Here is an 18,837-nt window from a genome sequence, read left to right on the forward strand (position 1 = left end):
GGTTCAGGAGGTCGTGCGGGTCAGGAGGTGCGGCGGCGCGAGGCGACGCCGAAGGCCACGCCGCCGAGCCCGATGACGATGCCGGCGACGCCGAGGGCCCGCGCGGTCGTGTCGGATCCGCTCTTGGCGGCGGCCTCGTGGCCGTCCTTGTGGTCGGCGTCGGAGTTCTTCGCCTCGTCCGCGGGCTTCTTGGCGGCCTCGTCGTGGTGGTCGGCGCCGGCGGCGGTCAGCTTCAGGACGGGCGCCGGGTTCTGCGGTTCGGCGGCGCCCTCCTTGGGCTCCTCGATCCAGCGGACGACCTCGCCGTTGTCGTAGGTCTGGATCGCCTTGAAGACCATCTGGTCGGCGTTCTCGGGGAGCTTGCCGACGGAGACCGGGAACTGCTGGAACTTGCCCTTCTCGATCTTGCCGCCGGACCAGGTCACCTTGGTGACGACCTCGTTGACCTGCTTGCCGTGCACGGTCAGCGGCTTGTCGAGCTTGGTCTTCTCGACGGTGGACGTCCAGCCGGGGATGTCCTGCGGCATGACGGACGTCAGCGGCTGGTCCACGGGGAAGTTGACCTCGAGCTGCGTGGTCGCGGCGTTGTCGCGCTCGTTGGGGACCTTGAAGTTGAGCGTCGCGTAACCGCCCTTGGCGGCCTCCCCGACGGGCTGCACGCCGACGTGGGCGAAGGCGGTACCAGAGAGGAGGAGGACGGAACCGGCGGCGAGGGCGGCGGCGAAGGAGACGCGAGAGGTCTTCACGGCAGAAACACTCCACGGAAGCTGTGGTGACGATGGCTCCGCGCGCGGCGCGCACGGAGTTCGCGGCACCGGTGCTCCCGTCGTGAGTCCCGGGGAGGAGAGGTGCCGCTTCAGGCTGCGAGGGCGAATGCCGTGGGCGGCCCGCGCCTGGTCACCGTGTGCTGGAGTGCGTCCCGGCCCGTGGAAAGGGCGGGACCGGTACCGTCGCCCGCTGCCCGGGGGGTCCTGGCGGGCCGGTCCTGAAGGCCCGCGCCGAGGGCTCGTACGTAGGCCAGCGCGGCGCGCAGCGGGCGCACCGGCCCGGCTCCGGCGGAGAGCCTGGACAGTTCGAGGAGGCGGAACAGCGCGGCGTCGCCGCGTCCGAGCAGCCAGCCGGCGGCGAGTGCGGCCAGCAGGTGCCCGATCAGCATGGCCGGGCTGAGCAGCCCCACCAGTCCGCCGGCCGGTTCCACCAGGCCCTGCCCCATGTGGGCGTGGGCCATGTGTCCCTGAGCCCCGGCCTGCGCGGCCACGGCATCCGGGTCCAGCCCGGCGCTCTCGACGATCCGCCGGGCATCCGCCGGGAGGAGCGGGACGGAGTTGCCCCCGCACACCAGTTGGGCGGCCAGCGCCGCGAGCGAGGTCTCCGAGGAGGTGCCGCCGCCCGCCGACGTGTTGTGCTGGCCGAGGCCGAACAGCGTGTGCAGTGCGAGCTGTCCGCCCGCCAGTGCGGCGGCGATGCCGGGCAGCGAGCGGCGCCGTCCGGCGAGCGCGGCCGCACCCGCGAAGACGGCGAGGAAGCCGGCGCAGAGGGACCACCAGGGCACCGTCGCGCAGGAGGCCAGTGCGTGCCCGGCCGCGGACAGCACGACACAGACCGCGGTGAACACCGCGGCCCGGATCAGCCTGAGGCCGGGTCCGGCCTGCGTCGCGTGGGGGGCAGTCATGGCCGGGCCATCATCGCACTGGGCTTAGACGACGCATACGGCAGGTGCGACAGCCGGTTTGCATTCCCGCGCACGGATGCCCGGCGTGTGTCCGCATACACCGCCGCCCGGGAGCGCCGCATCGGCCGAACGAGGGCTCTGTCGGCCTTCGGGGGCTTAGCCCCGGCCCCTGGCGGCAATAGGTAACCGTATGAGCATCTGGTGGTCTCTCCACTTGAGGCGCGAAGCAGCGAGTGTGCCCCTGGCGAGGCGACTGCTGTTGGGGACGATGGAGACGGCGGGGGTCGACCCGGACATCTCCTTCGACCTGTCGGTGGCGCTGAGCGAGGCGTGCGCGAACGCCGTGGAGCACGGCGGTCGCGAAGCCGTCCCGTGCTCGGGTCGCACGGACGACGCGCCCTCGGGCGGCGGATCCCCGGACGGGACCGGGGCGTACCACGTCACGGCCTATCTGGACGGGGACCGCTGCCGCATCGAGGTCAGCGACTCGGGGCCGGGGTTCCCGGCCGCGACGGTGGCCCGCCGCAGACCGGCCCTGGCCGAGCACGGCCGGGGCCTGCACCTGATCGAGGAACTGGCCGACCACGTCCGCTTCCGCAACCGGCCGGGCCGGGGCGCCGTGGTCAGCTTCGACAAGATGCTGAAGTGGCGGGACGACTCCCTGCTGAAGGTGTCGTAGAAAAGAAGTCGTAGGTGTCGTGGACGCGCCGATGGGCGGAACCCGTGGAGGGTTCCGCCCATCGGCGCGTACGAGCGGTGGCGTCAGCCCTTGAGCCGCGCCATCCAGGCCTCGACCTCGTCCGAGGTGCGGGGCAGGCCGGCCGACAGGTTCCGGTTGCCGTCCTCGGTGACGAGGATGTCGTCCTCGATCCGGACGCCGATGCCGCGGTACTCCTCGGGCACGGTCAGGTCGTCGGCCTGGAAGTACAGACCGGGCTCGACCGTCAGGCACATTCCGGGCTCCAGCGTGCCGTCCACGTACGCCTCGGTGCGCGCCGCGGCGCAGTCGTGGACGTCCATGCCGAGCATGTGACCGGTGCCGTGCAGGCTCCAGCGGCGCTGCAGACCGAGCTCCAGGACGCGCTCGACCGGTCCCTCCAGCAGGCCCCACTCGACGAGCTTCTCGGCGAGCACGTGCTGCGAGGCGTCGTGGAAGTCGCGGAACTTCGCACCCGGCTTCACGGCGGCGATGCCGGCTTCCTGGGAGGCGTACACCGCGTCGTAGATCTTGCGCTGGATGTCGGTGTACGTGCCGTTGATCGGCAGCGTGCGCGTGACGTCGGCGGTGTAGAGGGAGTGGGTCTCCACACCGGCGTCGAGCAGCAGCAGGTCGCCGGAGCGGACGTCACCGTCGTTGCGGACCCAGTGCAGGGTGCAGGCGTGCGGGCCGGCGGCGCAGATGGAGCCGTAGCCGACGTCGTTGCCCTCGACACGGGCGCGCAGGAAGAAGGTGCCCTCGATGTAGCGCTCAGAGGTGGCCTCGGCCTTGTCGAGCACCTTCACGACGTCCTCGAAGCCGCGGACGGTGGAGTCGACGGCCTTCTGCAGCTCGCCGATCTCGAAGGCGTCCTTCACGGCGCGGGCCTCGGAGAGGTAGACGCGCAGCTCGTCGTCGTGCTCCTTGGTGACCTTGTCGGTCAGGGCGGTCTCGATGACGGAGTCGTGACCGCGCACGGCGCGGACCGGGCCCTCGGACTCGGCCAGCTCCTCGGCGAGCTTGCGCACGTCCTTGGCCGGGATGCCCAGGAGCTGCTCGGCCTCGGTGAGGGAGTGGCGGCGGCCGACCCACAGCTCGCCGCTGCCGGAGAGCCAGAACTCGCCGTTCTCGCGGTCGGAGCGGGGCAGCAGGTAGACGGTGGCCTGGTGGCCGGTCTCCCCCGCGGGCTCCATGACCAGGACGCCGTTCTCGGTCTGGTCGCCGGTGAGGTACGCGTACTCGGTCGAGGCGCGGAAGGGGTACTCGGTGTCGTTCGAGCGCGTCTTCAGCCGCCCGGCGGGGACGACGAGGCGCTCACCGGGGAAGCGCCGGGACAGCGCGGAGCGGCGGGCGGCGGTGTGCGCGGCCTGAGCGATCGGCTCCAGCCCGCGCAGCTCGGTGTCTGCCCAGCCCGTGCGCATGCTCGCGGCGAGCTCCTCGCTGACACCCGGGTACAGCCCGTTCTTGCGCTGCTTGTGCTTCTTCTTGGGCTGCTCTTCTTCCGGGGTCTCCGGGGTGAGCTCGTCAGCCACGTCTTCTCCTCAGTACGACGGACACGGACCGGGTATGGACCTCTTCCATCGTATGTGTGAGCGGACGCCCCCCGAGAGGTCGTGTGACAAATCAGCTAAACCCGGCCACACCACCACACGCCCCGTCTCCTATGCCTTCGTCACTCCGTCCGCGTCACTCGAACCGTGCCGCGAGCAGCACGATGTCCTCGGAGGAGTCCGCCGGTGCGGCGGGCCCGTCCCCTTCGCCGTCCGGGAGCACCGTGCGCAGGATGTGGTCGCAGATGGCGCCCGGGTCCTCACGGGCGCTACGGGGGATCCCCGCGGCGGCGGCGTGCAGCCGCGCGTATGCCCGGTCCATCGGGTCCCCGGTGCGCCGGAGCAGCCCGTCCGTGTAGAGCAGCACCGTTTCTCCGGGCGCGGGCTCGATCTCCACGCTCGGCGCCTCCCAGCAGGACAGCATTCCGAGGGGCGCGGAGAGGGTGGTCTCCACGTACTCGGTGCGCCGCTCGCCGATCAGCAGCGGCGGGGTGTGCCCGGCCCCGGCGAGGATGAGCTTCCTGCCCGGGCCGTTCGAGTTCGGGCCCCCGGCGGGCTCGCAGTAGGCGAAGAGCGCGGTCGCCGAGCGCGCGGGCTCGGTCAGGCGCAGCAGCAGTTCCAGGTCGGAGAGCACGGCGACGGGGTCCTCGCCCTCCATGACGGCGTACGCCCGCAGCGAGGCGCGCAGCCGGCCCATCGCGGCGACGGCGCTCGGTCCCGAGCCGGTGACGGAGCCCACGGCCAGGCCGAGGGCGCCCTCCGGCAGCGGCAGTGCGTCGTACCAGTCGCCTCCGCCGTGCGGGCCGGTGTGGTGGCGGGCGGCGAGCTGGACCCCGGAGATCCGGGGGAGCCGGCTGGGCAGCAGTTCCTCGGCGACGGTGGCCAGGCTGGAGCGGGCGCGCTCCACCTCCAGCATCCGGGCCAGGTGTTCGGCGGCGTGCCGGACGTACAGCCCGGCCAGGTCGCGCTGGCGGTCGCCCGGCTCGGCCTGTTCGTCGTAGAGCCAGACGGCCGCGCCGAGCCGGCCGGTGGCCTCGGCCGTCAGCGGCAGCGCGTAGCTGGCGGCGTAGCCGAGGCGGGCGGCGACCTCGCGGTGGCGGGGGTCGACGGGGGTGGCGTAGCCGCCGGCACCGGGGCCGGGGACCGCGCCGGGCTCGGGCAGGAACTCCGAGCCGCCGTGGGCGTCGGGCAGGCCGTCGAGGATGCGGCCGTAGGAGGTGGCGCTGCGCGGCACGGTCTCGATGTGCCCGAGGTCGGCGTGGCCGAGGCCGAGGCCGATGGTGCTGGTGGGGCCGAGTCCGTCGGAGGGCTCCAGGACGATCAGGCCGCGCCGGGCGCCGACGAGGGCCGCGCCCGCCCGCAGGAACTCCTGGAGGGAAGAGGTGAGGTCACTGGCGCGGGCGAGCCGCTCGGTGAGCTCGTGGAGGGTGGTGAGGTCGGAGACCATCCCGGCGAGACGGTCCTGAATGACCGAGCTCGCGGCGGGGTTCTGCGCCGGCGCGTGGGCCGATCGCGGGCTCGTCGAGGTGGACACGGCCGTGGGCGCCGGTGTGGGCGCCACAGTGTGCGGGGACGCTGTGACAGCTGGATCGATTCCAGCCACTTTCGGCAGATGCGGGGCGCTCATGGCGTCCGCCTTTCCAGCTGGTGCGATTCGCCATATAGCATCGCAAACCCCCAGATCATGCTGCGCCGCTATCAATGAATCCACATCTACACGCACACGAGGAGCGATGTCCAGCATTGCCCAGGTGGGAATCCTGGTGTCCGTGGGACGGCAACTCACTGTCCGGTCAGGGCTAGAACTTGGCCGGAAAAAGCGGGAAGCGGACGGTTTTTGCGGTCGACTGGGCGAGTCCGTCGGCCGGTCCGGGTACGTAATCCGTTGCACCCGGGGAGAGTTGGCGCATCCCGGCACCCGTCGGGAACCGCCGGGCGCGGCCCGTCGTCCCCATCGACGACAGCCGTCCCCCGCACGGTCCCGGGTCGCGCACCGCCCCCGACGGACGTTTCATGGACCCGTAAGAAAACTGCACGAACCGTGTGAACCTGCTTCAGGCGGACAGTGACGCGAAACGTGTACGTGTGGTGAACCACCGCTTACATGGTGTGATGTGGCCCTCGGCGTTCAACGGAAAGGAACGAGCGCTCATGCGCGAGATCCTCGGAAGGCGTCTCCAGCGGCTCCGCAATCGCTTGCAATCCCTGCGCCCCGCCCCGCCGCAGGGTGATGCGCCGGACCTCCTCGACGCGGCGCTGACCTGCGCCGCCACCTGGCACTGGCCCGTGCTGCCGGGCGTCGGACGCTCCGGCGCCGACAGCGCGCGGTGCGCCTGCCCCGACCCCGACTGCGTCGTACCCGGCGCGCACCCCTTCGATCCCGGGCTGCTCGCGGCCACCACCGACCCCCGAATGGTGGCCTGGTGGTGGGCCAACCGGGCGGGCGCCCCGATCCTGCTGGCCACCGGCGGGAGCGCGCCCTGCGCGGTGAGCCTGCCCGCCGCGGCGGCCGCGCGCGCCGTCGTACGACTGGACGCCGAGGGGATGCGGCTCGGGCCGATCGTGGCCACGCCCACACGGTGGTCGCTGCTCGTGGCGCCGTACTCACTGGAGCGGCTCGGCGAGATCCTCTACGCCAAGGACCACGTGCCCTCCTCGCTGCGTTTCCACGGCGAGGGCGGCTACTTGCTGCTCCCGCCCTCCCCCGCGGTGGGCGGCGGTCAGGTGCGGTGGGAGCGCGAACCGGCGGGGTCCGGGGAGATCTGGCTGCCGGAAGTGGAGGCGGTCGTGGACGCGCTGGTGGAGGCGAGCAGCGGGGCGCCGGGCGGCGGGAGCCGACTCGCTTACTGAGCTCGTGCGCTGACGGATCACTCGTACGGGTGCCAGCGAGACGAGTTTCCAAGGGAATTGGGCGCGGGGATCTCCGCGCCCCATTCCCGCATCGCTATCTTCGGCGAATGAATCTCCGCCTGATCGGTATCGGCGCCGGTGTGTTGATCATCTTGTCGCTCCCGCTGGCGGGAGCGATCGCCGGGCCGGATTTCGCCGGTCAGAGCGATGGAAAGGGTGGCGGGTTGCTCTCCACCTTCGGCCTCGGGCACGCGCCCGAGGACGCCCCGGGAAGATCCGGTTCCGGGGATCACGCCGATTCGGCGGGCTCGGGCGCGAGTTCCGCCCACGGCCGGTCCCGTACGCCGGCCCCCGCCGCGGCGCCGGCCCGCCCGGGCCCGGCCGAGCAGCCGCGCACGGACGCCCGCTGCGGACCCGAACTGTCTTCCCCGCAAGGGGTGGAGGCGCAGACCTGCGTCCTGTCCGGCGAGGGCCGGACGTGGGGGCGCAGCTACTACCGGAACACCAGCGGCCGCGCGCTCGACGCGGTGCTCACGGTGATGGGTCCGGCGGGGCGCACGGTGCAGATCCGCTGTGCGGTCGGCGCGGGTGACGAACCGGGGCTGTGCGAGACGCCGGGGGAGGAGTCGGCCGGGGTTCCGGCGGACTACTCGGCCGTAGCGGAGTTTGCAGTTCCGGATGATGAAGGAGCGCTGCTCCTGCGGTCCGGGAGCAACTCACCGGTCCGGGGTGACGGTTGAGCGTCACCGGAAAATCAAGGGCCCGGTCGCTGGCGACGGGGGATGCACCAGCGACCGGGCTACAAGAACGGTAACAAGAGATCGCCTGTTCGCAAATTCGATCTCTAATATTCGGACACCGATTTGCAGGCGATTAGCGGGAGTTGTGACTCCGATCACCGGTGGCCGGCCCGCGAACGGGCCGGCCGCCCGGTCAGCTGAGCGTGACCTGGCGGTTGGTGAGTCCGCCGCGCGCCCGGCGCTCCTCCGTGGTCAGCGGCGCGTCCGTGGCGAGTGCCGCGGCGAGCCGCTCCGCGAGCTCGGCCGCGGGCTTCTCCACGTCGTCGGCCGAGACTCCGGTCGGGAGGTCCCAGACGGGGACCATCAGGCCGTGGGCGCGGAAGGAGCCGACCAGCTTGGTGCCCTCGCCGAGCGAGGACGTGCCCGCGGCGGACAGGCGCGCGAGCGCGTCGAGCAGCTTCTCCTCGGGGTGCGGCATGACCCAGCGCAGGTGGTTCTTGTCCGGGGTCTCGCACCAGTAGGCGGCATCCACGCCGGTCAGCTTGACGGTCGGGATGGCGGCCGCGTTGGCGCGCTCCAGGGAGGCGGCGACCTCCGGGGAGGCGTTCTGGGCGTTCTCCGCTTCCGGAATCCAGAATTCGAACCCGCTGTGGACAACCGGCTCGAAACCGCCGTCCACGGACAGGAGATCCTGAAGTCGCGGACCCTCGGCCGGAACCCGGCGGGCGGCGACGACGGTGCCGGGCTCGGCCACGAGGGCGCGCTCCAGGGTGTCGGCCATGTCCCGGGCGAGGTCGCCGCTGGTCGAGTCGTTCTGCAGGCCGAGCAGGACGGAGCCGTCCTCGCGGCGCAGCGCCGGCGAGGCCAGCGGGAGCACGGTCACCAGAGTGACGGAGGGGACGCCCTCGGGCAGTCCGTCCTTGAGGGTGAGCGGCACGGTGGCGGCGGGGACGAGCTCGCGCAGTGCCACCCAGTCGCACTCGCCGGGCAGGCCTTCGAACGGGCGGGCCACGTGCTCGGTGACGGCGTGCGCGGCGGCCGCGCCGTGGCAGGCCTTGTAACGGCGCCCGGATCCGCAGGGGCAGGGCTCGCGGGCGCCCACCACCGGGATCTCCCCGTTGTTGAGCTGCGGCTTTGCGGACTTCGCGGCGGGGCGCTTCTTGGCCATCGTGGGTGTCTCCCGGTTGCGGCGGTACGGCGTCGGTCTGGGCGCGAGCCTAGCCGTTCGTACCGCCACAACCGGTGGGGTGCGGCCGGGAGCACGGTCGGCGTGCGCTCCCGGACGGCCGCCATCCGTCCACCCGCGGTCGGGGACCGGTCGGATCAGGGATCCAGATCGCCGAAGGCCGTACTGAAATCGATCGCCGGGGACGCGACGCGCGTAGCGAAATCCTCGTGCCGGGTCCCACAGGCAACGGTCGCCCATACGGTGACCTCACCCGCCGCTCCGTCCCGGACACCCCAGTCCTGGGCCAGGGCGCTGATGATGTTCAGCCCCCGCCCGCCCCGTGCGGTGACCGAAGGCTTGGCCGGGATGGGGCGGGTGGGCCCGCCGCCGTCCGTGACCTCGACCGTCAGCCGCCCCGCCTTGTCGACGCGCCACGACGCGTGTATCCCGCCGTCGCCGATCTCCCGCGTGCCCAGTGGTCTGCCGTGCCGGCAGGCGTTGCTGAGCAGTTCGGAAAGGATCAGTACGGCGTCATCCACGATCGATTCGGACACCCCGCTGATGCGCAGCTGCTCGCGCATCCGGTGCCTCGCCTCGCCCACGCCCGCAGGACCATGGGACACGTCCATGCACGACGACGTGGGCACTTCTTGTGCCACCATCAACGCCACCCCCGGAACCTCCTTAGCCCCACGCATGGTCTGGATGCCCCAATGGCCTGGACCGGAAACCGTCGGACCGGCGCCCTCTGACGCATTCACGGCGACCGAACGCGGAGTGGATGCGCCGGTGCACACCCTGTAACGGGTGGTTCGCGTGGGACGGATGCGCAAAACGGGATGTCAGCGGCCCAGCTGTGACAAAACTTGTCGAGGTCGGTTCGTGATGATCGCTTCCACACCCAGATCAGCGCAGAGCTGAACGTCTTCCGGATCGTTCACGGTCCATACGTGAACGGAGTGCCCCGCGGCCTGAAGTTTGCGGATGAAGCCCGGGTGGTTGCGCACGATCCGCATCCCGGGCCCGGCGATCCGCACTCCGGCGGGCAGCCGCCCGTCTCGCATCCGGGGCGAGATGAACTGCATCAGGTACACGGTCGGGACCGTCGGCGCGGCCGCTCGCATCCGGTGCAGGGAGCGCGCGGAGAAGCTCATCACCCGGACCGGGTGCGGCCCCTCGGCGGGCGGGGCGTCCAGCGCGAAGCGCTTGAGGAGGAAGAGCAGGCGCTCCTCCACCTGTCCGGCCCAGCGGGTCGGGTGCTTCGTCTCGATCGCCAGCTGTACCGGCCGCCCGGCGTCCGCGACCAGCTCCAGCAGGCGCTCCAGGGTGAGCACGGAGGTCCGCTCGGGGTCCGCGTCCCAGTCGGGAGACTCCTCCCGGTCCTTCCACGAGCCGAAATCGAGGGCGGCCAGATCGGCCAGCTCCAGGGCGGAGACGGCGCCGCGGCCGTTGGAGGTGCGGTTCACCCGCCGGTCGTGGACCAGGACCAGGTGGCCGTCGGCCGTGAGCCGGATATCGCATTCGAGGGCGTCGGCCCCGTCCTCGATGGCCTTGCGGTAGGCGGCCAGCGTGTGTTCGGGGGCATCCTCCGAGGCGCCGCGGTGGGCGACGACCTGGATGGGGCGCGGCGTTGCGTGGGTCACCGGCTCATGGTGCCACCGAGAGGGCCCCGGGTGTCGCGGAGGGCTCGGCGGGTGCTTCTGGGGATGCGCCCGAAATGTCGCAGATAAAGGATGGGGGAGACTCACAGGTCCGGCTTACAGTGCTCTGACGGGTCATGGGAAAGGCTTTGCCCAGGAACTTGTACGGCACGTCGAACGTTCAGTCGGACCGATATCGCCCGTATTTCTGAAGCCGTGTGTGACGAGGAGAGAGCGCTGTGAGCACCGAGAACGAGGGCACCGCGGCCCCGACGCCCCCCGCGGCTCCGCCCGTACCCCCGGTGGCCGCGCCCGTCGACGCCGCGCCGGCCGCGCCCGCCGCGCCGACGCCCGCGGAGCCGGTGACGCAGCAGCTGCCACCGACGGCCGCGCCCGGCGCCGAACCGACCCAGCAGCTCCCCCGGACCCCGGCGGCCCAGCCCGCGCCGGTCCAGCCCGCGCCGGTCCCGCCCGCCGCGGCCGCCCAGCCCCCGGCCCCCGCGCCGGCTCCGGCCCCGTACCCGGCTCCCGCGTACGCCGAGAGCCCGGTCCCGCCGGTCACCCCGGCCTACGCCGAGGCCCCCGCTCCCGCGCCGCAGGCGATGGGCGCCGAGGGCTGGCCGCCCCCGCCGCCGGCGGCTCCCGCGTACGGGGCCGGTGACGGCCAGGGCGGTGGCGGCTGGGGCGTGCCCCTGGCCACCGACGGCGCCCCGCAGCCCAAGCGGAAGGGCAAGGGCGGCCTGATCGCGGGCGTGCTCGCGGCGGCCCTCATCGCGGGCGGCGTCGGCGGCGGAGTCGGCTACTGGGCCGCCGACCGCAGTGCCAACGGCTCCGGCTCGACCACGGTCAGCGCCGGCAACACCCCCAAGGACCTCAAGCGCGATGCCGGCTCCGTCGCCGGCCTGGCCGCCGGCGCGCTGCCCAGCGTCGTCACCATCGAGGCCTCGGCCGGCGACGGCGAGGGCGGCACCGGCACCGGGTTCGTCTACGACCAGCAGGGCCACATCCTCACGAACAACCACGTGGTCGCCTCCGCGGCCAACGGCGGCAAGCTCAGCGCGACCTTCTCCGACGGCAAGAAATACGAGGCCGAGGTCGTCGGCCGGGCCCAGGGGTACGACGTCGCCGTCATCAAGCTGAAGAACCCGCCGTCCGGACTCAAGCCGCTGCCCCTCGGCGACTCGGACAAGGTCGCCGTCGGCGACTCGACCATCGCCATCGGTGCTCCGTTCGGCCTGTCCAACACGGTCACCACCGGAATCGTCAGCGCCAAGAACCGCCCGGTCGCCTCCGGTGACGGCTCCGGCGGGAAGAACTCGTACATGAGCGCCCTCCAGACGGACGCCTCGATCAACCCGGGCAACTCCGGCGGTCCGCTGCTCGACAGCCGCGGCGCGGTCATCGGCATCAACTCCGCGATCCAGTCGGCGGGCAACGGCGGCTTCGGCGGCGGCCAGGCCGGCTCCATCGGCCTCGGTTTCGCCATCCCGGTCAACCAGGCGAAGAACGTCGCCGAATCGCTGATCAAGACGGGCAAGCCTGTCTACCCGGCGATCTTTGTCTCCGTGGACCTCGCGGCCAAGACCGAGGGTGCCAAGATCTCCGAGACGGGTGCCTCGGCCAACGAGCTGGTCGAGCCGAACGGTCCGGCGGGCAAGGCGGGCCTCAAGCCCGGCGACGTCATCACCGAGTTCGGCGGCAAGCCGATCGACAGCGGCCCGACCCTGATCAGCGAGATCTGGACGTACAAGCCGGGCGACACGGTGAAGCTGACCTACCTGCGCGGCGGCAAGCCGACCACGGTGGACATCACGCTCGGCTCGCGGGTCGGCGACAAGTAGCGGCGGGACCAACTGGCTTGATGGTGAGGGGCCGTAGGCGCGATTGTGCCTGCGGCCCCTCCCAACGTCCGCTTATGCTTCAACCGTGTTCGATTCGCGGCACATACGGACGTTCCACGAGGTGGTCGCCTCGGGGTCCTACTCGGCCGCCGCCCGGGTCCTCGGGTACACCCAGCCCGCGATCACCCAGCAGATGAAGGCCCTCGAACGCGCCGTCGGCACCCCGCTGTTCACCCGCGTGGGACGCCGCATGCAGCTCACCGAGGCCGGGGAATCGATGGCCCGGCACGCGGAGGCCATCCTCGGCAGCCTCTCCGCCGCAGAGGCCCAGCTGAAGGCGTACGCCCGGTTGCGCACCGGCCGCGTCCGGCTGTGCGGCTTCCCCAGCGCCAACGTCACCCTGGTCCCCGAAGCGCTGAGCAGCCTGGCCAAGGAGCATCCGGGCATCCAGGTCGAGCTGCTGGAGGGGGAGCCCCCGGACTCCTTGCGCAGGCTGGAGCGGGGCGAGTGTGACATCACCCTGGCCTTCACCTATCCCGGCCTGCACGAGGAGGTCCCGGAGGAGGTCGCCGAGGTCAGGCTCATGGAGGACCAGCTGACGGTGCTGCTGCCGACCGGGCACCCGCTGGCCCGGCGGCGGGCCGTGCACCTCGCGGACCTCTCCGAGGAGCGGTGGATCGCCGGCTGCCCGCGCTGCCGGGCGAACCTTCTGCACGAATGCGCGGGGCTCGGCTTCGTCCCCGACATCCGCTTCGCCACCGATGACAACCTGGTGGTCCAGAGCCTGGTCGCACAGGGCCTGGGCGTGGCCATGATGCCCGCGCTGGTGCTGCCCTCGCTCTCGCTGAGCAAGGTGTGCGGTCGGGCCCTGCTGCCGGCCGCGCGCCGTCACATCGCCGCACACGTGTACCGCGACCATCTGCGGGTCCCCGCGACGGCGGTGGTGCTGGAGGCCCTGAGGCAGGCGGCCTCGAACCGCGTCGGCTGCTGAACCGGTCCGCCGGAGGCTCTCCCTCCTCCCCCAACCCATAAGCCGGGCTTGGGATTTCAGCTCATAACTGTCGTTGGACGTGATGGGTGGGTTCCTCGACGCTCCCCCTATGACCACCACCACGCCGGCCCGCACGACCGCGAGGACGGCCGCCCTCGTCAGTGAGATCCGTACGGTCGTGGAGCGGGGACTGGCCCCCGACCTGACCGCCTACCTGGTCGGCGAACGCCTCGCCCCGCATCTGGCAATGCCCGGTCTGCTCACCGCCGGGCAGCGCGAGGGCCACCCCGACCGCTACCGGCAGCACGTCCTGCACGCGGAGCCGGACGGGAGCTTCTCCGTGGTGGCCCTGGTGTGGCTGCCGGGCCAGGAGACCGCCATCCACGACCACGTCTCGTGGTGCGTGGCCGGGGTGCACGAGGGCGAGGAGAGCGAGCTCCGCTACCGCCTCGCCCCCGCCACGGCCACCACCGGAGCCCGGCTGGTAGCGACCGAGCACGTGGTCAACGGCCCCGGCGACGTCTGCGGGTTCGCCCCGCCCGGCGATATCCACAAGGTCCGCAACTCCTGTCGCACGAAGGCGATATCCCTGCACGTCTACGGGGCGGACGTCATACGCCTCGGCAGCAGTGTCCGCCGCGTCTACACGCTGCCGACCGACTGATGGCCATCCTCAACCGCCCGGTGCGCGGGGCGGGATCCTTGGTTCCGGTCGATGTTTCACGTGAAACAACGTCATCGCGGCCCGGGTTGGCCCTCGCGGCGGCCGGAGTCCTGATCGCCTGGTCGGTGCACCGGCTGGTGCCCTGGGCTCCGATGCTGACGGTGTCGGTGGTGCTCGGCATCGCCGCGGCTCACCTGCCCGGCCTACGGGGCTTCGTACGGGGCCCCGCGCGCCCGGGACTCTCCCTGGCCGGGCGTCGCCTGATGCGGATCGGCATCGTCCTGCTGGGCCTGGCGCTGGGGCTGGACGAGGTGCTCGGGCTGGGCTGGGCCACCGTGACGATGGTGGCCGGGGTGGTGGCGGCGACCTTCCTCGGCACCCTCTGGCTCGGCCGGCGACTCGGACTCCCCGGGGACCAGCCGTTGCTGATCGCCACCGGGTACTCGATCTGCGGGGCCTCGGCCATCGGGGCCGTCAGCCAGGTGTCGGGCAGTGACGAGGAGGACGTGGCCTCCTCGGTGGCCCTGGTCACCCTGTGCGGGACCCTCGCCATCGCCGTACTCCCGCTCCTCCAGTCCCCCCTCGGCCTCTCCGACCCGGAGTTCGGCCGCTGGGTGGGCGCGAGCGTCCACGACGTCGGCCAGGTGGTGGCGACCGCCCAGACGGCCGGCCCCGGCGCCCTCGGCGAAGCGGTGCTGATCAAGCTGATGCGCGTGGCGCTGCTGGCCCCGCTGGTCGCGGCGGTGGCCTTCTCGGTACGGGCCCGCCGGCGCGGAGCACGCACCTCCTCGGGGCGCCGACCGGCTCCGGTGCCGCTGTTCGTCGCCGGGTTCCTCGCGGCGGCCGCGCTGCGCGCCACCGGCATCCTGCCCGAGGTGGCGCTGGAAGGGGCGCACACCGCCCAGGAACTCCTGCTGGCCGCCGCCCTGTTCGGTCTGGGCAGCGCGGTCCACCTGCCCACCCTGTCCCGTACCGGCGGCCGGGCGGCCCTCCTGGGCCTCGCGGCCTGGGTGGTCGTGGCCGGAGCCTCGTACGCGGGCGTCCTCCTCACCACCTGACGGCAGCGCACCCTCACGAAGATCGCCCCGCCCCTCTCATCCCCAGCGCCGCCCACCCCCACCGCCCGGTACTCTGTACCCGCCAGGTGGGTTGCCCGAGCGGCCTAAGGGAACGGTCTTGAAAACCGTCGTGGCGCGAGTCACCGTGGGTTCAAATCCCACACCCACCGCCAGGTCAGAGAAGTAGCAGCTCAGAGGGCGGGTACCCGAATCGGGTGCCCGCCCTCTGAGCTTGGGTTCTCAGTCCTTGGCCAGGGCGTTCGCGGTGGCCAGGGCGAAGCCCTCGGGGTTGTCGAGCATGATGTTGTGCCCGCAGTCCGGGATGGGGACGACCACCACTCCGGCCGCCTCCAGGGCCTCGGTCCCGGGGAGGACGCCGTCCTCGGCCGGGAGGAGGTAACTGCGCGGGATCTTCAGCTCCAACAGCAGCTCCCGCATCGTCGGCGTCGTGCCAGCCGCCAGGTGGACGGCGCTGCGGTGCAGGGCGACGCGGCCCGCCAGCCGCATCGTGGACCACCAGTGCGCGCCGACCCGGTCGCGCACCTCGGCCCAGCCACCGGCCAGGAACTCCTCCTCGGTGTAGGTGGCGAGCCCGCTGCTGCCCGCGACGGCGGGGTCGGGCGGGGCGGGGTCCAGATTGGCGTCGACCAACACCAGCCGGGACACGAGGTGGGGGTGCCGGTCGGCCAGCACGATGGCGACCGCGCCGCCCATGCTGTGTGCGATCAGCTCGGCGGCGCCGGTGCCGGCCTGCTCCAGTACGGCGGCGAGAGCGTCGGCGTGGGCCTCCAGCGTGTACGAGAAGTCCTCGGGCCGGTCGCTGTGCCCGTGCCCCAGCAGGTCGACCAGCAGGGAGCGCCGCCCCGCGAGCAGCGGATGCACGGCGCTCGCCGCGAAGTACGCGGGCGAGGTGGATCCCAGCCCGTGCAGGTAGACCCGAGCCGGCCCGGCCCCGGGCAGTTCCACCCAGCGGATCCGGTCACCACCCGCTGTGACGACGGCACTTTGCATCCCGAACTCCCCCAAGCCGATGTGAAGCACGAGCGTAATGGCTCCGCCTCACCCGCGAGCCGTGGAGTCAGCCGAACCGGACGACCAGGCGGACGCCCTCGTCCCCGTGCAGGCCGGCCAGGGTCCGCATGACGGACCAGACGGCGCCCCAGTCGCTGTCGGGCACGGCGTCCCGGCGGCACAGTCGGCAGGACGAGCCCCTAGAGTCCACTCCCCACGCCTCGAAGGCGACGTAGGAACGGCCGTTGTAGAGGTCCGCGATGTGGGCGGCCTTGCTCCAGCCGCGGTCTTCCTCGTCCAGCTCGTCCAGCCAGCGATCCCAACGACACTCGATGAAGCCGTGGATGTCGGTTCCCATGACCGGTCTGCGTGGCGGGGCAGGGAGGAGCGAGCGGATTTGTGGCGTGCCGGCCGTCGGCAGGGGTGGGTGCCCGGCTGGGTACCCACCGTCCGGACCGGTCAGTAGTCCTTGAGGGTGATGGAGTTCGCGGCCTTCTGGATGGGCTCCATGACCTTGTTCATCATCCGCTCCTTGCCCGGCAGGCGGCCCAGGAGGGAGAGCAGGGTCAGCTGGATGGAGATCTGGCGCTTGGTCCGCATGACCATGTGCTTGATGTTCGAGGGGCCGAGCTTCTGGTTCTCCTCCGCGAAGTGGCGCATCTCGCGCTCGTACGCCGCGAAGGCGGTCGTGTGGTCGCCGCCCGCCGCGGCGAGCTCGCCCGCCAGGACGTAGGCGCCGACCAGGGCCAGGCTCGTGCCCTGTCCGGAGGCGGGCGAGGCGCAGTACGCGGCGTCGCCGACCAGGGCGGTGCGGCCCTTCGACCAGTGGTCGAGGTGGGCCTGGCTGAGGGAGTCGAAGTAGAAGTCCTGAGCCCCGTCCAGCGCCGCGAGGAGCCGGGGCACCTCCCAGGACTCCCCCGCGTACGCCTCCGCGAGCAGCTTCTTCTGCTGGGTGACGTCGTGGTGGTCGTACTCCAGCGGCTCCGAGGCGAAGAAGAACATCGCCTTCGCGCCCGTGTCCTTGGCCGTGCTGTACGTCAGGGCCGTGCGCAGGGGGGAGACGTAGGTCAGCTCCCAGCGGTCGAGATCGAGGTGGTTGGGGACGCTGTAGATCGAGACGTAGTAGCCGAGGTCCCGGATGAACCGCTCCTCCGGGCCGAAGACCAGGGCCCGGGTGTGGGAGTGCAGCCCGTCGGCGCCGATGACCAGGTCGAAGACGCGGCGCGCCCCGCTGTCGAAGGCCACCTCGATGCCCTCGGCGGTCTCCGCGGCGGAGGCGATGGAGTCGCCGAAGAGGTACTCGACGCCGTCGGCTCCGTCGACGGTGAGGTCGTAGAGGATCCGGTTGAGGTCACCGCGCAGGATCTCCGCGTCGTGGCCCGCGCGGCCGCCGAAGGTGTCCCCGTCGAGCGTCGCCACCCGCTTGCCCGTCGCGTTGACGATGGAGCCGCCCTGGACGTCGGTCCGCTGGGCGCGAACCGCGTCGAGGACCCCGGCACGGGAGACCACGTCGAGCGCGGCACCCCGGATGTCGATCTTGTAGCCGCCCTCCCGGAGGGCGGAGGCGCGCTCGACCACGGTGGGCCGGAAGCCGTGGTGGCGCAGCCAGTGGGCCAAAGCGGTGCCCGCGATGCCTGCGCCGGAAATCAGTACGTCTCGGTTCTGCATGGAAACCTGGTCCCCCGACCATGAGAAGAAGATCCGCCGCGCCGTCGGTGGAGCATGCTGGGCGGGCTGAGCGAATGTCAACATCCTTCTGGAGATGGGGAGATGGCATTCCTCCGGCGGGAGTCCGGCCCTGGTCCGCTGAAGGTTCCAGGGGTGGGCCCACGGGGGGTCGGCGGGGGATCCGTGGGGGGATTCAAGGGGCGGGAATTATGCGATTAGCCCCTTTGGGTGGTGTTTGTCGGAAGATCGGCGCGCGTCGTGGAGGTGTTCCGGTTGCGCCCGCATCATCACGAATGTAGTCAGATCCACCCGTCGGAACATCGCGAAAAGAGGGACCCGTCATGGCTCACCGCAGCACCATCACGTCGATCTGGACCACCGTCCTCGCGGCCCTCGTAGCCGTCCTCGCCTCCTTCGGCTTCGGCGCCAAGGTCGCCCAGGCCGCCGCCACCCCGCTCTCCTCCTCCCCCGCCGCCGCCCCCGCGGCCGTCGCGGTGAACCGGCCGGCCTTCATGGCCCGGCGGACCTGGAGGGCGATGATGCGCGGTGGTTCGCTCCCGCCCACCATCAAGCAGCGCATCCGCGCCGAGGCCCACGGCAAGACCCCGTCCGTCCGCCGCTCCACCACCGCCCTCGCCGCCGGCTCCGGATCCGAGTCCGCGTACGGAGTGGACGAGAGCGTCCGTAGCGCCACGCTCGCCGCAGCGGTCCGCGTCGGAGCCGCCCGCCGTGAGATGGCGCTCGCCGCGTAGTGCGCGGCACGGAGCGCTCGTACCGCGCAGACGCGGGACCCGATGACTGAGGGAACGGTTGGCCACGGAACCACTGACCGTGTGATCCGTTGATCGCAGGACGCAGGACGCAGGACGCAGGACGCAGGACGCAGGACGCAGGACGCAGGACGCAGGACGCAGGACGCAGGACGCAGGACGCAGGACGCAGGACCCCTTACCCGCAGGACGCAGTGCGCGCAGGTGCAAGCAGTAGGGCCCAGTGCGCGGCGCCCCGTAGGCACGACACGACAGCACCCGGTACGCCTACCCGGATCGGCACCCAGGTCCGCCGATACGCCGCGGCACGCAGGAGCACGCAGGAGCACCGCAGGACAGACGCAGCAGAACGCGAGAGCAGCACAGCGCACAGGCGCTGGAGCCCGGTCGGTCGGTGTGAGCAGGCCGCGACCGCGGATCGCGCCGTGAAGGTGCCCCGGAGCGGGGCACAGTGGGAAGGCCCCGGCGAGCGCCGGGGGCGTGCGGGGGGCGTGAAGCTTGGCAGCGCAGGGCCGCA

18 protein-coding genes and 1 tRNA gene are annotated in these 18,837 nt (G+C 71.9%); 9 read left to right on the plus strand and 10 right to left on the minus strand.

What is annotated here, in order from left to right:
* Positions 1–20: 20 nt before the first annotated feature.
* Positions 21–746, minus strand: a complete 726-nt coding sequence (locus tag OG730_RS21750) for a YcnI family copper-binding membrane protein (protein ID WP_327305809.1) — start codon at positions 744–746, stop codon at positions 21–23.
* A gap of 110 nt (positions 747–856) precedes the next feature.
* The gene (locus OG730_RS21755; RefSeq protein ID WP_327305810.1) at positions 857–1,672 is read right to left on the minus strand and encodes a hypothetical protein; all 816 of its coding nucleotides are present in this window, start codon (positions 1,670–1,672) and stop codon (positions 857–859) included.
* Between the two features lie 190 nt (positions 1,673–1,862).
* Between OG730_RS21755 and OG730_RS21760 the strand changes: the two genes are divergently transcribed.
* Entirely contained in the window at positions 1,863–2,351 is a 489-nt protein-coding gene (locus OG730_RS21760; RefSeq protein WP_327305811.1) for an ATP-binding protein, read from the plus strand.
* 83 nt (positions 2,352–2,434) lie between these two features.
* On the opposite strand, the gene OG730_RS21765 is transcribed toward OG730_RS21760, so the two are convergent.
* A complete protein-coding gene (locus OG730_RS21765; protein WP_327305812.1) occupies positions 2,435–3,901 on the minus strand; it encodes an aminopeptidase P family protein in 1,467 nt (488 codons plus the stop codon).
* 154 nt (positions 3,902–4,055) lie between these two features.
* Entirely contained in the window at positions 4,056–5,663 is a 1,608-nt protein-coding gene (locus OG730_RS21770; RefSeq protein WP_327305813.1) for a PP2C family protein-serine/threonine phosphatase, read from the minus strand.
* A gap of 407 nt (positions 5,664–6,070) precedes the next feature.
* On the opposite strand from OG730_RS21770, the gene OG730_RS21775 reads away from it, so the two are divergent.
* Together OG730_RS21775 and OG730_RS21780 are read left to right on the plus strand one after the other, a co-directional pair.
* A complete protein-coding gene (locus OG730_RS21775; protein WP_327305814.1) occupies positions 6,071–6,769 on the plus strand; it encodes a bifunctional DNA primase/polymerase in 699 nt (232 codons plus the stop codon).
* A 107-nt stretch (positions 6,770–6,876) separates the two neighbouring features.
* A complete protein-coding gene (locus tag OG730_RS21780; protein WP_327305815.1) occupies positions 6,877–7,509 on the plus strand; it encodes a hypothetical protein in 633 nt (210 codons plus the stop codon).
* Positions 7,510–7,702: 193 nt separating this feature from the next.
* On the opposite strand, the gene OG730_RS21785 is transcribed toward OG730_RS21780, so the two are convergent.
* From OG730_RS21785 to OG730_RS21795, 3 genes are all read right to left on the minus strand, one after another.
* Positions 7,703–8,677: a DUF5926 family protein gene (locus OG730_RS21785; protein ID WP_327305816.1), complete on the minus strand. Its 975-nt coding sequence runs from the start codon at positions 8,675–8,677 to the stop codon at positions 7,703–7,705.
* 155 nt (positions 8,678–8,832) lie between these two features.
* A complete protein-coding gene (locus OG730_RS21790) occupies positions 8,833–9,306 on the minus strand; it encodes an ATP-binding protein (protein WP_327305817.1) in 474 nt (157 codons plus the stop codon).
* Between the two features lie 213 nt (positions 9,307–9,519).
* Positions 9,520–10,320, minus strand: coding sequence for a glycerophosphodiester phosphodiesterase (locus OG730_RS21795; RefSeq protein ID WP_327305818.1), 801 nt, complete (start codon positions 10,318–10,320; stop codon positions 9,520–9,522).
* A gap of 236 nt (positions 10,321–10,556) precedes the next feature.
* Between OG730_RS21795 and OG730_RS21800 the strand changes: the two genes are divergently transcribed.
* The 5 genes from OG730_RS21800 (at position 10,557) to OG730_RS21820 (ending at position 15,044) form a co-directional block, all read left to right on the plus strand.
* The gene (locus OG730_RS21800) at positions 10,557–12,158 is read left to right on the plus strand and encodes a S1C family serine protease (protein WP_327305819.1); all 1,602 of its coding nucleotides are present in this window, start codon (positions 10,557–10,559) and stop codon (positions 12,156–12,158) included.
* An 85-nt stretch (positions 12,159–12,243) separates the two neighbouring features.
* Positions 12,244–13,149: a LysR family transcriptional regulator gene (locus tag OG730_RS21805; RefSeq protein ID WP_266907002.1), complete on the plus strand. Its 906-nt coding sequence runs from the start codon at positions 12,244–12,246 to the stop codon at positions 13,147–13,149.
* A gap of 109 nt (positions 13,150–13,258) precedes the next feature.
* Complete coding sequence (locus OG730_RS21810; RefSeq protein WP_327305820.1) at positions 13,259–13,813, plus strand: cysteine dioxygenase family protein; 555 nt, start codon at positions 13,259–13,261, stop codon at positions 13,811–13,813.
* Positions 13,813–14,871: a YeiH family protein gene (locus tag OG730_RS21815; protein ID WP_327305821.1), complete on the plus strand. Its 1,059-nt coding sequence runs from the start codon at positions 13,813–13,815 to the stop codon at positions 14,869–14,871. Before OG730_RS21810 ends, OG730_RS21815 begins: the two co-directional genes overlap by 1 nt.
* Positions 14,872–14,956: 85 nt before the next feature.
* Positions 14,957–15,044 (plus strand) — tRNA-Ser (locus OG730_RS21820).
* A gap of 67 nt (positions 15,045–15,111) precedes the next feature.
* Here OG730_RS21820 and OG730_RS21825 read toward each other — a convergent pair.
* The 3 genes from OG730_RS21825 to OG730_RS21835 form a co-directional block, all read right to left on the minus strand.
* Positions 15,112–15,882, minus strand: a complete 771-nt coding sequence (locus tag OG730_RS21825) for an alpha/beta fold hydrolase (protein ID WP_327305822.1) — start codon at positions 15,880–15,882, stop codon at positions 15,112–15,114.
* 67 nt (positions 15,883–15,949) lie between these two features.
* The gene (locus OG730_RS21830) at positions 15,950–16,240 is read right to left on the minus strand and encodes a hypothetical protein (protein WP_327305823.1); all 291 of its coding nucleotides are present in this window, start codon (positions 16,238–16,240) and stop codon (positions 15,950–15,952) included.
* A gap of 101 nt (positions 16,241–16,341) precedes the next feature.
* Positions 16,342–17,550, minus strand: a complete 1,209-nt coding sequence (locus tag OG730_RS21835) for an FAD-dependent monooxygenase (protein WP_327305824.1) — start codon at positions 17,548–17,550, stop codon at positions 16,342–16,344.
* A 341-nt stretch (positions 17,551–17,891) separates the two neighbouring features.
* On the opposite strand from OG730_RS21835, the gene OG730_RS21840 reads away from it, so the two are divergent.
* Positions 17,892–18,302, plus strand: a complete 411-nt coding sequence (locus OG730_RS21840; RefSeq protein WP_327305825.1) for a DUF6344 domain-containing protein — start codon at positions 17,892–17,894, stop codon at positions 18,300–18,302.
* The last annotated feature ends 535 nt before the right edge of the window (positions 18,303–18,837 follow it).

Source organism: Streptomyces sp. NBC_01298, assembly GCF_035978755.1.
GTDB lineage: Bacteria > Actinomycetota > Actinomycetes > Streptomycetales > Streptomycetaceae > Streptomyces.

What these genes read in the sequence shown, in the direction of transcription:
- OG730_RS21760 (WP_327305811.1), top strand. Translation starts at nt 1,863, where the DNA reads ATGAGCATCTGGTGGTCTCTCCACTTGAGGCGCGAAGCAGCGAGTGTG.
- OG730_RS21815 (WP_327305821.1), top strand. Translation starts at nt 13,813, where the DNA reads ATGGCCATCCTCAACCGCCCGGTGCGCGGGGCGGGATCCTTGGTTCCG.
- OG730_RS21835 (WP_327305824.1), bottom strand. Translation starts at nt 17,550, where the DNA reads ATGCAGAACCGAGACGTACTGATTTCCGGCGCAGGCATCGCGGGCACC.
- OG730_RS21755 (WP_327305810.1), bottom strand. Translation starts at nt 1,672, where the DNA reads ATGACTGCCCCCCACGCGACGCAGGCCGGACCCGGCCTCAGGCTGATC.
- OG730_RS21840 (WP_327305825.1), top strand. Translation starts at nt 17,892, where the DNA reads ATGGCTCACCGCAGCACCATCACGTCGATCTGGACCACCGTCCTCGCG.
- OG730_RS21825 (WP_327305822.1), bottom strand. Translation starts at nt 15,882, where the DNA reads ATGCAAAGTGCCGTCGTCACAGCGGGTGGTGACCGGATCCGCTGGGTG.
- OG730_RS21830 (WP_327305823.1), bottom strand. Translation starts at nt 16,240, where the DNA reads ATGGGAACCGACATCCACGGCTTCATCGAGTGTCGTTGGGATCGCTGG.
- OG730_RS21775 (WP_327305814.1), top strand. Translation starts at nt 6,071, where the DNA reads ATGCGCGAGATCCTCGGAAGGCGTCTCCAGCGGCTCCGCAATCGCTTG.
- OG730_RS21780 (WP_327305815.1), top strand. Translation starts at nt 6,877, where the DNA reads ATGAATCTCCGCCTGATCGGTATCGGCGCCGGTGTGTTGATCATCTTG.
- OG730_RS21810 (WP_327305820.1), top strand. Translation starts at nt 13,259, where the DNA reads ATGACCACCACCACGCCGGCCCGCACGACCGCGAGGACGGCCGCCCTC.
- OG730_RS21770 (WP_327305813.1), bottom strand. Translation starts at nt 5,663, where the DNA reads ATGCTGGACATCGCTCCTCGTGTGCGTGTAGATGTGGATTCATTGATA.
- OG730_RS21785 (WP_327305816.1), bottom strand. Translation starts at nt 8,677, where the DNA reads ATGGCCAAGAAGCGCCCCGCCGCGAAGTCCGCAAAGCCGCAGCTCAAC.
- OG730_RS21790 (WP_327305817.1), bottom strand. Translation starts at nt 9,306, where the DNA reads ATGGACGTGTCCCATGGTCCTGCGGGCGTGGGCGAGGCGAGGCACCGG.